This is a genomic window from Azospirillum sp. UENF 111221 (assembly GCF_058780625.1).
Window position 1 is genome coordinate 484,039 of the sequence record NZ_JBSNCH010000005.1, and the last position, 13,444, is coordinate 497,482.

Here is a 13,444-nt window from a genome sequence, read left to right on the forward strand (position 1 = left end):
ACCCGTGGAAGAGGGGCCCGGCTACGGCTTACTTGCGGCCGAACAGCTTGCCGATCCCGCCGGCGGCGGTGGTGTCGGCCGGCTTGACTTCACCCTCGGCGGCCGGAGCGGCGTCGCCACCGGACTTGCCGGCCGGCTCGGTCTTGGCGAGCACCAGATTGACGGTCGAGCGCAGGCAGCGCACGCGCACATTCTCCGCGATCTCGACGGTGATCTCGTCGTCGGTGCCGACCTTGGTGACGATGCCGATGATGCCGCCGCCGGTCACGACGCGGTCGCCGCGGCGGATGGCCGACAGCATCGCCTTATGCTCTTTCATCTTTTTCTGCTGCGGACGGATCAGCAGGAAGTAGAAGACGACGAAGATCAGGATCAGCGGCGCGAACTGGACGAGCATGTCACCGCCGCCGCCAGCCGGGGCCGCCGTCTGTGCATAAGCCGTCGAAACGAACATCTGGAAGCTCCTTACAGGTTTGGTCTCGGCACCGGATCGGCGTTCCGCCGGGACGCCGCGACTATAGCCGCCCATGACCGGGATGCAATGGTGATGCGCCACAATCCGCGGGCGCACCACAGCTTGTGTGCTTGCCTTGCTGTGTTACGGTGCGAAGGCGTCGGAAAGATGGCTGCGCGGGCACCCACTTTCCATGGAACATCCAGAAAAAATTTCCGGAAAATTATGTCGCAATCCATCGAAAAGTCCGGTGCCGATCAGGCGCTCGTCCCTTTGCTGACCCGCATCGCCGAGGCGCTGGAACGTCTCGCCCCGCCGCCGGACCGGCCGCTGGACTTCGGTGCGGCGGACGCCTTCGTCTGGCATCCCGATCCCGACCGCCTGGAAGGGGTTCCGGTGGTCAACCGCGTCGACATCATGCTTCTTCAGGGCATCGAGCGGCAGCGGGAGATCCTGCTGGACAACACCCGCCGCTTCGCCGCCGGCCTGCCGGCCAACAACGCCCTGCTATGGGGGGCCCGCGGCACCGGCAAAAGCTCGCTGGTCAAGGCCGCCCACGCCGCCATCTGCACAGAGCGGCCGGGCGAACTGGCGCTGGTGGAAATCCACCGCGAGGACATTCCCACTCTGCCCCGCCTGCTGAGCCGGCTGAAGGGCGAGGCACGCCGCTTCATCCTGTTCTGCGACGACCTGTCCTTCGACCATGACGACGCCCATTACAAGTCGCTGAAGGCGGTGCTGGACGGCGGCATCGAGGGGCGGCCGGACAATGTGGTGTTCTACGCCACCTCCAACCGCCGGCACCTGATGCCGCGTGACATGATCGAGAACGAGCGGTCGACCGCCATCAACCCGGCGGAAGCGGTCGAGGAGAAGGTGTCGCTGTCGGACCGCTTCGGTCTGTGGCTCGGCTTCCACAACTGCGACCAGGACACCTACTTCGCGATGATCGAGGGCTATGTCCGCCATTTCGGCCTGGAGATCCCGGAAGACCGCCTGCGCGCCGAGGCCGTCGAATGGTCGGTCACGCGCGGAAGCCGGTCGGGCCGGGTCGCCTGGCAGTTCATCCAGGACTTGGCTGGCCGCCTCGGGAAGCCCCTTCGCTGACCTTGCGGTCCATCTGGTCGCTCGGGTCGACGGCCTGGCTGCCCTTGCGCAGCTCGAAATGCAGCTGGGGCGAGGACACGCCGCCGGTCTGGCCGACCCGGGCGATCACCTGCCCCCGCTTCACCGAGGCGCCGCGCTCCACCTCGATCTTGTCGAGGTGGGCGTAGGCGGTGATCCAGCCGTCGGAATGCTTCAGCAGCAGCAGGTTGCCGAAGCCGCGCAGCTCGTTGCCGGCATAGGCGACAACACCGTTGTCGGCGGCGACCACGGCGGTGCCCTTCGGGGCGGCGATGTTCAGCCCGTCATTGTGCAGCCCGTCCGGCTTCGGCCCATAGCCGGAGAGCAGCTTGCCCTTCACCGGCCACAGGAAGCGGGCGCCGCCGCGCGGTGGCGGGGCGCCGACCTCGGCCTTCGGTTCCGGCTTGGGCGGCGCGGCTGCGGCAACCTCCTGCTGCGGAGCGGCGGCAGGCGGAGCGGCTTGTGGGGCTGGTGCCGGAATCGGCGTTGCCGCCGGCTTGCTGCCGGGCGGACGCAGCATGGTCGGCGCCTGGCCCGGCTGATAGGCGGCGTCGCCGGTTGCGGCAGGAGGCGCCGCGGCCGGTTCCGACGCGGCCCCAGGCTTGGACGGCGGCGGCAGCGGCGTTGCGGCGATGCTGCCGGAGGAGGACGCGCCGGGCGGCGGAAGCTCCGCCGCTTGTACCGACCCGCGACCGGCAGGCGAGCCCTGCGGCGTCAGCGGAACGGCACCGCCGGAAGCGACCATGGTTCCATTGCTGTCGTTGCTGCCCGGCAGGCGCAGGGGCTGGCCGACCTGCACCGCATAGGGCGGGGTCAGGTTGTTCAGACGGCTCAGTTCGCTGACGTCTACATTGTGCATCCGGGAGATGCTGTAGAGGCTGTCACCCTTCTGCACGATGTATTGACGCGAGGTCGGCAGCACCAGCCGCTGGCCGACCTCCAGCCGGTAGGGCGGAGCCAGCCTGTTGGCCTCGATCAGGTCGCGCAGCGGAACATTGTAGCGGCGCGACAGGCTATAGGCGCTGTCGCCCTTCTGCACGCTGATGGCGCCACCGGCCAAATCCGGCACCTCGGAAACCGTGGTGAAGGGGGCAAGCCCCCCACCCGCTCGCAGGCGCCGAGCGCCAGGACGGCGGTGGACAGGACCAGGGCGGGCAGGACGCGCTTGGAAAATGCGGGTTTCATGCGGAACGGACCGATTGCGGCGGGTCGGACAGCAGCGGAACGAAACGGACGGGCCACAGGTCCTCCCGGATAAGGCCAGCTTCGGAGCGCCGGAAACGCACGACCCTCTGGTCGCGGTGATCGGTCCCCAACGGAATGACCAAGACACCATCAATGGCGAGTTGATCCGTCAAGTCTTTTGGCGGCTCCGGCCCGCCCGCGGCTGTGACCAGTATACGGGCGAAGGGCGCCTGCTCCGGCCAGCCCCGCGTCCCGTCGCCGAGCCGCGTGGTGATGGTGCCGATGTCGAGCGCCCTGAACCGCCCCTCGGCCTCACGCAGAAGCGGCTTCAGCCGCTCGATGGTGAAGACCCGGCGGCAGAGCCGCGACAGCACCGCCGCCTGATAGCCGGAGCCGGTGCCGACCTCCAGGACAAGATGTCGCGGGAGCAGTTCCAGCGCCTGGGTCATCAGGCCGACCACCAGCGGCTGGCTGATGGTCTGGCCCTGATCGATCGGCAGCGCCGTGTCCTCCCACGCCCTGTCCTGGAAAGCCTCCGGGACGAACAGCTCGCGCGGGATCCGCTCGATGGCCGCCAACACCCGTGTGTCGGTGACGCCGGCCCCGCGAAGGGCCATCAGCAAGCGGATCTTGCGCGGGTTGTATGTCACACGAAGGCCTGCCTCAACGTCTGCAACGTCGGCGTATGGGTGAGGTCGAGATAGACGGGCGTCACCGAGATGCCGCCGTTGAAGACCACATGGATGTCGGTGTCGTCCGCCACGTCGGCTTCGCCGCGCAGCGTGCCGATCCAGATATAGGGCTTGCCACGCGGGTCGACACGCTCGAACAGCTCGTCGCCGATCTTGCGCTTGCCGTGGCGCACCACCTGGATGCCGGTCACTTCCGCGGCCGGGCGGGCCGGGAAGTTGACGTTCAGCAGCACGTTCTTCGGCCAGGCCACCGTCACCGCCTTGCGCACCACGTCGGCGCCATGGGCGGCGGCGGCGGACCAGTCGATCGGCTGGCCCGGCTCGTAATGCTGGCTCATGGCGATGGCCGGCACGTTCAGCAGCGTCGCCTCCATCGCCGCGGCGATGGTGCCGGAATAGGTCACGTCCTCGCCGATGTTGGAGCCCTGGTTGACGCCGGACAGGACCAGCGTCGGACGGGCGTCCTTCATCACATGGTTGACCGCCAGCAGCACGCAGTCGGTCGGCGTGCCGTCGACGGTGAAGCGGCGATCATCCAGTTTGCGCAGGCGCAGCGGCCGGTTGATGGTCAGCGAATGGCTGGCCGCCGACTGCTCCATCTCCGGCGCCACGACCCAGACGTCGTCGGACAGTTCGCGCGCGATGGCTTCCAGGACCTTCAATCCCTGGGCATGGATGCCGTCGTCGTTGGTGACGAGGATCCGCGTGCGGGACAGGTCGAGCGGCAGGTCGAACATCAGATGGAAATCCTCTCCACTCCGCGCATGTAGGGGCGGAGCGCTTCAGGAACCAGGATCGAACCGTCGGGCTGCTGGTAATTCTCCAGAACCGCGATCAGGCAGCGCCCGACCGCCACACCCGATCCATTGAGGGTGTGCACGAATTGAGTTTGCTTCTCGCCCTTGGCCCGGCAACGGGCTTTCATCCGCCGGGCCTGGAAATCGCCGCAATTGGAAATGCTGGAGATCTCGCGGTAGGCGTTCTGGCCCGGCAGCCACACCTCGACGTCATAGGTCTTGCGCGAGGAGAAGCCCATGTCGCCGGTGCACAGCACGATGGTGCGGTAAGGCAGGCCCAGCCGCTCCAGGATCGTCTCGGCACAGCGGGTCATGCGCTGATGCTCGTCCTCCGACTGTTCCGGGGCGGTGATGGCGACCATCTCCACCTTCCAGAACTGGTGCTGGCGGATCATCCCGCGGGTGTCGCGCCCGGCCGATCCGGCTTCCGCCCGGAAGCAGGGGGTCAGCGCGGTGTAGCGCAGCGGCAGCTCCTCCGACGCGACGATCTGGTCGTTGACCAGATTGGTCAGCGGCACCTCGCTGGTCGGGATCAGGTAATGGTCGGACGAGGTGGTCTTGAACAGAATCCTCCTCGAACTTCGGCAACTGGCCGGTGCCGAACAGGGCGGTGTCGCGCACCATCAGCGGCGGCGCGATCTCGGTGAAGCCGTGCTCGCCGGTGTGGATGTCCAGCATGAAGTCGGCGAGCGCGCGCTCCAGACGGGCCAGCCCGCCCTTCAGCACGGTGAAGCGGGCGCCGGACATGCGGGCCGCCGCCTCGAAATCCATCAGGCCCAGCGCCTCGCCCAGCTCGTAATGCTGCTTGGGATTGGCGATGTCGGCCGGCGTGCCCCAACGGCGGACCTCGACGTTGGCGGTCTCGTCGGGTCCGTCCGGCACGTCGTCGGCCGGGATGTTGGGGATGCCGGCCAGGATGGCGTCGAGTTCGGCGCCGAGCGCGCGTTCCTCCTCCTCCACCTGGGGCAGGCGGTCCTTCAGGGTCGCCATCTCGTCGAGGATCGGTTGGGCATCGCGCCCTTCGCGCTTGGCGAGGCCGACTTCCTTCGCCGCCTCGTTCCGACGGGCCTGCATCTCCTGCATCTGGGTCTGCGCGGCGCGGCGGCGGCCGTCGAGGTCGAGCACGGAGGACGACATCGGCGCCAGTCCACGACGGCCAAGGCCGCGGTCGAAGGCTTCGGGATTCTCACGGATGGCGCGAAGGTCGTGCATGGCTCGAACAATCAACGAATTGTGTGGGGCACTGGTTATACGGCGCGACCCCGCCAAGGTCCAGTGCGAGGCCATCTCAGCACCTCCCCTGATACGGATATGAAGGCGGCCTCCAAGGCGACTTGCGCGGACGGCATGGCGGCTGCGCCCCGGCAATGGTTGGAATGGGCAGGCACGGCAGGGCAATGTCCATATTGCGCCGCAACCAGCGGCGAAGGATCGAAGCAGGAGCCGAGCGCGTGCGCGACGAGATCGAGACCGGTGGCGAGGCCCCCTATCTACAGGCCGGAACGCCCGCCTATCGCCGTGCCAGCCGCATCCTGTTCGTCGCCGGCTTCTCCACCTTCGCCACGCTCTATTGCGTCCAGCCGCTGCTGCCCGACTTCGTGCGGGAGTTCGGGGTGACACCGGCGGAGTCGAGCCTGTCGCTCTCCCTGACCACCGGTATCCTGGCGGTGGCGCTGCTGGTGGCCGGCGCCATTTCCGACGGCATCGGCCGCAAGCCGGTGATGGTCGCAGCACTGCTCGGCGCCGGCATTCTCGGGATTGTCGGCGCGCTGATGCCGGGCTGGCATGGTTTCCTGGCGGTGCGGGCGCTGGAGGGGCTGGCGCTCAGCGGCCTGCCGGCGGTGGCGATGGCCTATGTCTCCGAAGAGGTCGATCCGAAATCGGCGGGCGTCGCCATGGGGCTCTATATCGGCGGGACGGCCATCGGCGGCATGTCGGGCCGGGTGCTGACCGCCATCGTCACCGACCTCGGCAGTTGGCGGCTGGCGGTCGGGATTGTCGGTGCGCTGGCGGTTGCAGCAGCCGTCACGGTCTGGTTCGCCCTGCCGCCGTCGCGGCACTTCGTCCGCCGCGCCGCCGGGCTGCCGGCCCTGATGCGGGCATGGCGCGGATTGCTGACCGATCCGTCTCTGCTCGGGCTCTTCTCGCTCGGCTTCCTGCTGATGGGCGGCTTCGTCACCATCTTCAACTATATCGGCTTCCGCCTGAGCGAGCCGCCGTTCGACCTGCGCCCGGCCATCGTCGGCGCGGTGTTCCTGGTCTACAGCTTCGGCGTCGTCAGTTCCCCTCTGTTCGGCGGCTGGTCTGGCCGATTCGGGTCGAACCGCACGCTGGCGGCGGCCGTTGCCCTGATGGTGGCCGGGCTGGCGCTGATGGAGATCGACAGCCTGTTCGCCATCGCCTTCGGCATCGCCCTGTTCACCTTCGCCTTCTTCGGCGCCCATTCCATCGTGTCGGCCTGGATCGGCCGCCGCGCCGCGGTGGCGCGCGGCCAAGCCTCCTCCATCTATCTGTTCTGCTATTATCTAGGCTCGACGCTCGCCGGGACGCTCGGCGGATTGTTCTGGCACGGCTATGGCTGGACGGGGGTGGCGGCCTTCGTCGGCCTATTGCTGGCGGTCGCGGTGGCGGTGACGGTCGGCCTGCAACGCGGCCGCTGACGGTCGAGCTGCGGCGCTACCGTCGATGCGCGGCGAACGGTCGCTGCTGCGATTCGGCTTATTGCGCTGCGTCGGCCGGAACTTCACGTTGTACGCGTCCATTCGGCGGGAGTGCGCGCGGTGAGCGATCTGACGGTATATCTGGAAAGCGATGCCCACCGGCCGGAACTCCGCACCGCCGATGCGGCCCTGATCGCGGCTCATCTCGCCCATGCCGGTATTCTCTATGAACGCTGGAATGCCGATACCTCCCTGCCCGACGACAGCGATGAACAAGCCGTGCTGCAAGCCTATGCCGTCCCCATCGAGCGGTTGAAGCAGGCGCGCCGTTTCCTCAGGGCGGATGTCGTCCGCGTCACCCCGCAGACGGGCGGCATCGCCGCACTGCGTGCCAGATTCCTCGATGAACACACCCATGGGGAGGACGAGGCGCGCTTCTTCGTCGAGGGTGCCGGCGCCTTCTATATCCACCTGAAGGCCCGCGTCTTCCGCGTGGTGTGCGAGGCCGGCGACCTGCTGAGCATTCCCGCCGGCACGCCGCACTGGTTCGACATGGGGCCGACGCCGCGCTTCACCACGATCCGGTTCTTCGGCCGTCCCGATGGCTGGGTGGCCGCCCTTACCGGCGACGCCATTGCCGCGCGCTTCCCGCCCTTCGAGCCGGACGCTGTGCCGGCGGCCTGAATCCGCCCTATTCCCGCCTCAAAAAATTCACTTGAATCACGGGCGGAAAAGCGTAAATCAATCGGCACGACGCACCCGCACGTGCCTATGGCCCTCTGTGGTTATGCTACGACGTACCGCGTCCTTTTTGGCAGAACCGACCATTCCAGTGGGTCGGTCCCGAGAGGGAGGTCAGTATGTACGCTGCCCACGGTGGGGCTGTGAGACGGTAGCCCTTTAGCCGGTAAACGACGCGCTGTTGCCTGGAGCTTCACAGCCCGGGGCCGCTGCTCGCACCGGCTTTTTCCGTCTCCCCCCTTCCCAAATCCGATCAATCGGCGATTCCGCTGCGCCACCTGCGCCCAGTCTTGTGCTGGGCAGCTCGTGACGCGGCCGGGGATCGCCGTCTGCTCACCGGACCGGCCTGCATGCCGCCGTCCGGGGATAGGAGTGCGCCATGGGTTTCCTGCGTTCCCGTTCCGCCGTCACCCCGCTCCGCCGCGTCGGCCTGAACGACAGCAGCGCCGTTTCGCTGTCCACCGGCCGCCGTTCGACCGTGACGCAGGCCGTCGCCCTGCACCGCCCGGAAGAGCCTATGCACTGCATCCGCCCCGGCGTGCTGGCCGACACCGCCGACAGCTTCCTGAAGGCATTCGCCGGTGCGACCGAGGCCGTCGGCCGTGGCGGCGACGTGCTCTATGCCGTGAAGTGCAACCCCGAGCCGGCGGTGCTGCGTGCACTGTGGGCCTGTGGCGTGCGCCATTTCGATGTCGCCTCCCCCGGCGAGATCCGCCTGATCCGCCAGATGTTCCCGGACGCCGTCCTGCATTACATGCACCCGGTCAAGGGCCGTCAGGCGATCCGCAACGCCTATCACCAGTATGGCGTCCGCGACTTCGTCCTCGACAGCCGGGAAGAGCTGGACAAGATCCTGGAGGAGACGGACTGCGCAGGCGACCTCGGCCTCGTCGTGCGGCTGTCGCTGCCGAAGGGCAACGCGGTCTACGACCTGTCGGGCAAGTTCGGCGCCGCCATCACCGATGCGGTGGAGCTGCTGCGTGCCGCCCGCGCCGTGGCTCCGAAGCTCGGGCTGTCCTTCCATGTCGGCTCGCAGATGCTGGATCCGTCGGCCTACGAGCGCGCCATCGCGCTGGCCGGCTATGTCATCGCCGAGAGCGGCGTCGACCTCGACGTTCTGGATGTCGGCGGCGGCTTCCCCGTGTCCTATCCGGGAGTCACCCCGCCGCCGCTCGGCGACTTCATGGCCGCCATCGCCCGCGGCGTTGCCGCCATCGACCTGCCGGCGCACTGCCGCCTGTGGTGCGAGCCCGGCCGCGCGCTGGTTGCCCCCGGCGTCTCGCTGGTCGTTCAGGTGGTGAAGCGGCGCGGCAGCGAGCTGTTCATCAATGACGGCGTCTATGGCGCGCTGTCGGACGCCGGCGTGCCCGGCTTCCGCTTCCCGGCGCGGCTGATCCGCCCGTTCGAAGCCATGACCGATGCCGGGGACGAGGCCTTCAGCTTCTACGGCCCAACCTGCGACAGTGCCGACAAGATGGCCGGTCCCTTCCACCTGCCGGCCGACGTCAAGGCCGGGGACTGGATCGAGCTTGGCCAGCTCGGCGCCTATGGCTCCTGCCTGCGCACGGCCTTCAACGGCTTCGACCAGGCACGCGTCGTCGAGGTGTCGGACGCCCCCCTGCTCGCCACTCCCGGTTACGAGCTTCGCTCCTGCGCTGCCTGAACGCGAAGCCGGTTTCTGTGGATAAAGCGTAAAGACATCCGTAACATTCAGTCGCCCGGCGCGTCCCGTTTCCGCTTCTCCGAAGTGGGCGGGAGCGCCGGCTTATGTCGTCGGCCTAAACTACCTCGGGGAGACAAAAAATCATGGCCCTGGACACGAAGCTCTGCACGTTCACAGGCCGCATGGTCATCGTTGGATTCGGTTCGATTGGCCAGGGTGTCTTGCCGCTGCTTCTCCGTCACATCGACGGACTTACGGCCGACCGGATCACCATCGTCACCGCCGAGGAGCGCGGGCGCGAGGAAGCGGAGCTTTACGGCGTCGCCTTCCACAACAACCCGCTCGACAACGACAATTTCTTCCAGGTTCTGAAGCCGCTGATCGACAAGGGCGATTTCCTGGTCAACCTGTCGGTCGACGTCTCGTCGCTTGCGTTGATCGAGTTCTGCCAGCGGGTCGGCGCCTTCTACACCGACACCTGCACCGAACCGTGGGCGGGTGGCTACACCGATTCCAGCCTGTCACCGTCGCTGCGCTCCAACTATGCGCTGCGCGAATCGGCGCTGGCGCTGCGCGGCCGTTACGAGGGCGGCCCGACCGCGTTGATCACCCATGGGGCGAATCCGGGTCTGGTGTCGCATTTCGTCAAGCAGGCGCTGCTGAACATCGCCGCCGACACCGGCGTGGAAACCGATGTCCCGACCGACCGCGACGGCTGGGGCCGGCTGGCGCAGAGGCTTGGCATCAAGACCATCCATGTGGCCGAGCGCGACACCCAGGTGTCGAACCAGCCCAAGCAGATCGGCGAGTTCGTCAACACCTGGTCGATCGACGGTTTCGTCAGCGAAGGCTGCCAACCGGCCGAGCTGGGCTGGGGCACGCACGAGAAGGACTTGCCGCCCGACGGCCGCCGGCACGAATTCGGCTGCGACGCCGCCATCTACCTGATGCGCCCCGGTGCTGCGACCCGCGTGCGCACCTGGACCCCGCTGGAGGGGCCGTTCCACGGCTTTCTCATCACCCACAGCGAGGCGATCTCGATCTCCGACTATTTCACCGTGCGCGACGGCGACCGCGTCGTCTACCGGCCGACCTGCCACTATGCCTATCACCCTTGCGACGACGGGGTGATGTCGCTGCATGAGCTGGCCGGCAAGAACTACAACATGCAGGCTGAGCAGCGGCTGATGATGCATGAGATCACCGGCGGCATGGACGAGCTGGGTGTCCTGCTGATGGGCCATCCCAAGGGCGCCTACTGGTACGGCTCGCGGCTGGACATCGACACGGCGCGCTCGCTGGCGCCCTACAACAACGCCACCTCGATGCAGGTGACCTCCACCGTTCTCGGCGGCATCGTCTGGACGCTGGAGAACCCGAATCGGGGGTTGGTGGAACCGGACGAAGTCGACTTCCGCCGGGTGCTGGACATCGCCACCCCCTATCTCGGCGAGGTTGTCGGCGCCTATGGCGACTGGACTCCGCTGCAGGACCGCAACGTCCTGTTCCCGGAAGACATCGACGAGGACGATCCCTGGCAGTTCAAGAACTTCCGGGTGAATTGAGAGAGCTTGGATGAAGCGCCGCAGCCGCAGCCGTCAGTTCAGGCGCACCGGCTGCGGCAGCGCTGCCACAGGGGGGACGGCGACACGGTGACATTGCCCGCGCAAGGGTCTTGAAACCGTTGACTTGGGCTTTCGCTTCCCCCAATCGTTCCGACATGCCCAAGCACGTCTCCCGGCGCGCCCGCGCCAAAGCTCCGACCGTCGCCAACCCCATTCTGCGCTCCGGCATCGTCGGGCTGATGGTGGCGTGTGGGGTCGCCGCCGTGGATCTCGCCCTCCCGGAGTCGGCCAATGCCCAGACTCCGGCCAAGCAGGCGCTGACTCCGAAGCCGACTCCCAAGCCGGCCGACGGACCGCTTCCGGGCAGCAAGCCTGCCGCTCCGGCCCAGGCCGGCGCGACCGGCACCGAATCCAAACAGGACCCTGTCCTGCTGACGGCCGATCAGGTCACCTTCGACGAGGTGAACAGCGTCGTCACCGCCAGCGGCAATGTCGAGCTGGCCCAGGGCAAGCGCAGCGTCCACGCCGACAAGATCACCTACAACCAGAAGACCAAGGTCGTCACCGCAACCGGCAAGATCCGGCTGGTAGAGCCGTCGGGCGACATCGTCTTCGCCGATTACGCCGAGCTGACCGACGATCTGAAGGACGTGTTCATCGAGAACATCCGCGTCCTGATGACCGACAATGGCCGCATGGCCGGCAACGAGGGCGAGCGGCGTGAGGGCCGCCTGACGCGCGTCAACCGCGGCGTCTACAGCCCTTGCGACCTGTGCAAGGAAGACCCCACCCGTCCGCCGCTGTGGCAGAATCCGCGCCGTGCGCATCGTGCACGACAACGAGGAGCACGAGGTCCGCTACCGCGACGCGACGATGGAGATCTTCGGCATCCCCGTCGCCTACACGCCCTATCTGTCGCACCCCGATCCGTCCGTCGACCGCAAGAGCGGGTTCCTGACGCCGTCCTTCGGCAACAACTCCAATCTCGGCGCGATCCTCAAGACCCACTATTACTGGGACATCGCGCCGGACCAGGACGCCACCTTCGACCTGCATTACTACTCGCAGCAGGGGCCGCTGCTGGGCGGCCAATACCGCAAGCGGTTCGAGAGCGGACGGCTGGAGCTGGAAGGCGCCATCACCCGCGGCGACGTGGCCAACACCACCATCGTGCCGAAGGAAACGCGCACCCGTGGCTATGTCGCGGCGCGCGGCCTGTTCGACATCGACGAGACGTGGCGCGCCGGCTTCGACATCAAGCGGGCCAGCGACCCGACCTTCCTGCGGCGCTATTACGATTTCCGCGAGGATTACCTGACCAGCAAGGCCTTCGTCGAAGGTTTCCATGGCCGGAACTATGCGGCGATCACCGGCTACAGCTTCCAGGACATGCGCTACGGGAACCCGATCCCGGAGCCGGTCACCCTGCCCTATGCGCAGTACAACGCGCTGGGCGAGCCGGGCAGCCTGCTGGGGGGCCGCTGGTCGTTCGATACGAGCTTGCTGGCGGTGTCGCGCTTCAGGAATGCCGGCCCCGACACCCAGCGCGTCATGGTCCAGCCGGGGTGGGAGCGCAACATCGTCTCCAACGCCGGTTTCGTGACGACCCTGTCGGGCAGCGTGCTGGTCGCCGGCTACAAGGCGCAGCAGTTCAACTACAACGACCCGACGGTCCGCGGCGACGACAATATCAGCCGCTTCCGCTTCTTCCCGCAGGGGCAGGCCACCGTCCGCTATCCGTTCGTCCGCTACGGCGAAAGCTCGTCCCAGCTGGTGGAGCCCATCGGCCAGTTGACCTTTGCGCCGAAGCTGCCGAACGGCCGGCTCTTCCCGAACGAAGACAGCCTGGACGTCGAGTTCGACGATGTGAACCTGCTGCAGCCCAACCGATTCACCGGCATCGACCGGCTGGACGACGGCATGCGCTTCACCTACGGCTTGCGCGGAGCGATCTACGGCTACACCCAGGGATCGGCCAGCCTGTTCCTGGGCCAGAGCATTCGCCTGAGCGACAGCAGCGCCGGTTTCTCCGGCGATTCGGGCCTGGAGGAGCGGGTGTCCGATTATGTCGGCCGCCTGGATCTGCAGCCCGCCGACTGGCTGGACGTCAATTACGGCTTCCGCGTCGATCACGAGACCTTCCGTCCGCGCCGTCACTCGCTGAACGCCTCGGCCGGCGTGCCGCTGCTGCGGCTGTCGACCTCCTACACCTACGTCGACCAGACGACATCCCGCAACGCGGTCACCCGCAACCGGGTGGAGCAGGCGAACTTTGGCGTTTCGTCGCAGTTCACCGATCGCTGGAACATCGGCATCGCCCACACCCAGGCGATGGAACCGCAGCCGGGTCCGCGCTCCAGCCTCGCCGTGCTGACCTATGGCGACGAATGCCTGCTGTTCCAGACCATCGCCCGGCGCGACTACACGATCAGCACCACCGGCGAGAAGGACGGCAACACCATCTTCTTCCGTCTGGTCTTCAAGAATGTCGGCGAGTTCAAGAGCCCGGGCATCAACGCAGGCTTCCTGGGCGGCGGGTCGGCCAACCAGTAGTCGCCTTCG

At 67.2% G+C, this 13,444-nt stretch carries 10 protein-coding genes and 2 pseudogenes; 7 read left to right on the forward strand and 5 right to left on the reverse strand.

Going from position 1 to position 13,444, the window contains the following annotated elements; all coding sequences use genetic code 11:
• Positions 1-28 precede the first annotated feature (28 nt).
• A complete protein-coding gene (gene yajC, locus ACWPN3_RS16710) occupies positions 29-454 on the reverse strand; it encodes a preprotein translocase subunit YajC (RefSeq protein WP_109446228.1) in 426 nt (141 codons plus the stop codon).
• A gap of 225 nt (positions 455-679) precedes the next feature.
• On the opposite strand from yajC, the gene ACWPN3_RS16715 reads away from it, so the two are divergent.
• On the forward strand, positions 680-1,561 hold the full coding sequence (locus ACWPN3_RS16715) for an ATP-binding protein (RefSeq protein ID WP_492240548.1): 882 nt from the start codon (positions 680-682) through the stop codon (positions 1,559-1,561).
• Here ACWPN3_RS16715 and ACWPN3_RS16720 read toward each other — a convergent pair.
• The 4 genes and pseudogenes from ACWPN3_RS16720 to serS all read right to left on the reverse strand — a co-directional run bounded on the left by ACWPN3_RS16720 (position 1,518) and on the right by serS (position 5,465).
• On the reverse strand, positions 1,518-2,648 hold the full coding sequence (locus ACWPN3_RS16720) for a peptidoglycan DD-metalloendopeptidase family protein (protein WP_492261594.1): 1,131 nt from the start codon (positions 2,646-2,648) through the stop codon (positions 1,518-1,520). The two genes, ACWPN3_RS16715 and ACWPN3_RS16720, sit on opposite strands and share 44 nt — an antisense overlap.
• A 112-nt stretch (positions 2,649-2,760) precedes the next feature.
• Positions 2,761-3,414: a protein-L-isoaspartate(D-aspartate) O-methyltransferase gene (locus ACWPN3_RS16725; RefSeq protein ID WP_109446234.1), complete on the reverse strand. Its 654-nt coding sequence runs from the start codon at positions 3,412-3,414 to the stop codon at positions 2,761-2,763.
• Positions 3,411-4,193, reverse strand: a complete 783-nt coding sequence (gene surE / locus ACWPN3_RS16730) for a 5'/3'-nucleotidase SurE (RefSeq protein WP_109446236.1) — start codon at positions 4,191-4,193, stop codon at positions 3,411-3,413. Before surE ends, ACWPN3_RS16725 begins: the two co-directional genes overlap by 4 nt.
• Positions 4,193-5,465, reverse strand: a pseudogene (gene serS, locus ACWPN3_RS16735) (serine--tRNA ligase). The gene surE and the pseudogene serS overlap by 1 nt, the downstream one beginning before the upstream one ends.
• A gap of 239 nt (positions 5,466-5,704) precedes the next feature.
• Here serS and ACWPN3_RS16740 point away from each other — a divergent pair.
• From ACWPN3_RS16740 to ACWPN3_RS16765, 6 genes and pseudogenes are all read left to right on the forward strand, one after another.
• Entirely contained in the window at positions 5,705-6,913 is a 1,209-nt protein-coding gene (locus ACWPN3_RS16740; protein ID WP_109446240.1) for an MFS transporter, read from the forward strand.
• Between the two features lie 120 nt (positions 6,914-7,033).
• Positions 7,034-7,597 (forward strand): 1,2-dihydroxy-3-keto-5-methylthiopentene dioxygenase, encoded by a 564-nt coding sequence (locus tag ACWPN3_RS16745; RefSeq protein WP_109446242.1) that lies wholly within the window; start codon positions 7,034-7,036, stop codon positions 7,595-7,597.
• Positions 7,598-8,033: 436 nt separating this feature from the next.
• Complete coding sequence (locus ACWPN3_RS16750) at positions 8,034-9,317, forward strand: type III PLP-dependent enzyme (protein ID WP_492240551.1); 1,284 nt, start codon at positions 8,034-8,036, stop codon at positions 9,315-9,317.
• A gap of 143 nt (positions 9,318-9,460) precedes the next feature.
• Positions 9,461-10,882 (forward strand): homospermidine synthase, encoded by a 1,422-nt coding sequence (locus ACWPN3_RS16755; protein ID WP_109446246.1) that lies wholly within the window; start codon positions 9,461-9,463, stop codon positions 10,880-10,882.
• A gap of 239 nt (positions 10,883-11,121) precedes the next feature.
• Positions 11,122-11,397 (forward strand): annotated as a pseudogene (locus ACWPN3_RS16760) (LPS-assembly protein LptD); the annotation flags it as partial.
• Between the two features lie 304 nt (positions 11,398-11,701).
• Positions 11,702-13,435, forward strand: a complete 1,734-nt coding sequence (locus ACWPN3_RS16765) for an LPS-assembly protein LptD (protein WP_492261595.1) — start codon at positions 11,702-11,704, stop codon at positions 13,433-13,435.
• Positions 13,436-13,444: the final 9 nt, after the last annotated feature.